The organism is Aeromonas sp. QDB31, from assembly GCF_027707605.1.
GTDB lineage: Bacteria > Pseudomonadota > Gammaproteobacteria > Enterobacterales > Aeromonadaceae > Aeromonas > Aeromonas media.
The window spans coordinates 1-1,008 of the sequence record NZ_JAPCIX010000057.1; the positions used below are offsets into that span (position 1 = coordinate 1).

A 1,008-nucleotide genomic window follows, 5' to 3' on the forward strand; every position below is an offset into this window, starting at 1 on the left:
GCTTGCCTAATTTCACCTTCAAGGGCAGTGATTGACTGGCTTGTGTGGGCTACCAGACGCTGGCCAGATGCCGTCTCAGTGTCTGCTCTTCCGGCCGCATCTGCAGCATGCTGTGCATTGCTCGCAACCTCTTGAATGCTTGCCACCATTTGGTTTACTGCCGTTGCTATTTGATCTGTCTCTGCCTGCTGCTCAACTGTAAGTACATTGCTTGACTCAATATCCTTTAGTAGGCCTCGGGTGTGTTCGCTAAGCCGATTTGATGCATCACCTATGCGACCTACTATGGCGCCTGTTTCAGCTTGCATCATTCGTAAAGCAAACTCTATTTGGCCAAACTCATCGGTGCGCCCAGTGTAGAGGGATTGACTTAATGGGTTATTGGAAATATTCCTGGCTCTTTCAACCAGTCTTCCAAGAGGAGAGAGAATAGCCAAAACACTAACAGAGCTTAAGCTTCCTGACATTAAAGTGGCTAACAATAAGCTGCTTATTGATGTATCAGTAAGCATGCCGGCAGCCATTGCGCTTGATATAATACTACCCCATATGAGCAAGAGTATTTTCACGGAAAAGCTAGCAGCCAATTTCGGCCTCGCGGCTTTCCCGCTTCTCAATTGAGCATATAATTTTTCCGCAGCCAAAACCTGCTCAGGTTCAGGCTTGGTCCTTACAGACTGGTATTCAACAATCGAACCATTCTTAGCTATTGGCGTTACATAAGCACTTACCCAATAGTGGTCGCCATTTTTACAGCGATTTTTTACTAGCCCCATCCATGAGCGGCCAGATTTTAATGTACTCCACATATGCTCAAATGCAGCAGGCGGCATATCTGGGTGTCTTACGATGTTGTGAGGCTGGCCTAATAGTTCTTCCTCAGTGAAACCACTGATTTTAATGAAGTCAGGATTAACGTACGTGATATGGCTTTGAGGGGAGGTAGTCGAAAGAATATTGGCATCTTTTGGGAGTTCTAAGTTTCGACCCGTCACTGGTAAATTCTGG

The 1,008-nt window shown here is 46.2% G+C and carries 1 protein-coding gene; it reads right to left on the minus strand.

Annotation, left to right across the window (positions count from 1 at the left end; genetic code table 11):
• Positions 1-1,008, minus strand: a 1,008-nt coding sequence (locus PG898_RS21140; RefSeq protein WP_270824993.1) for a methyl-accepting chemotaxis protein, incomplete at both ends; no start/stop codon positions are given.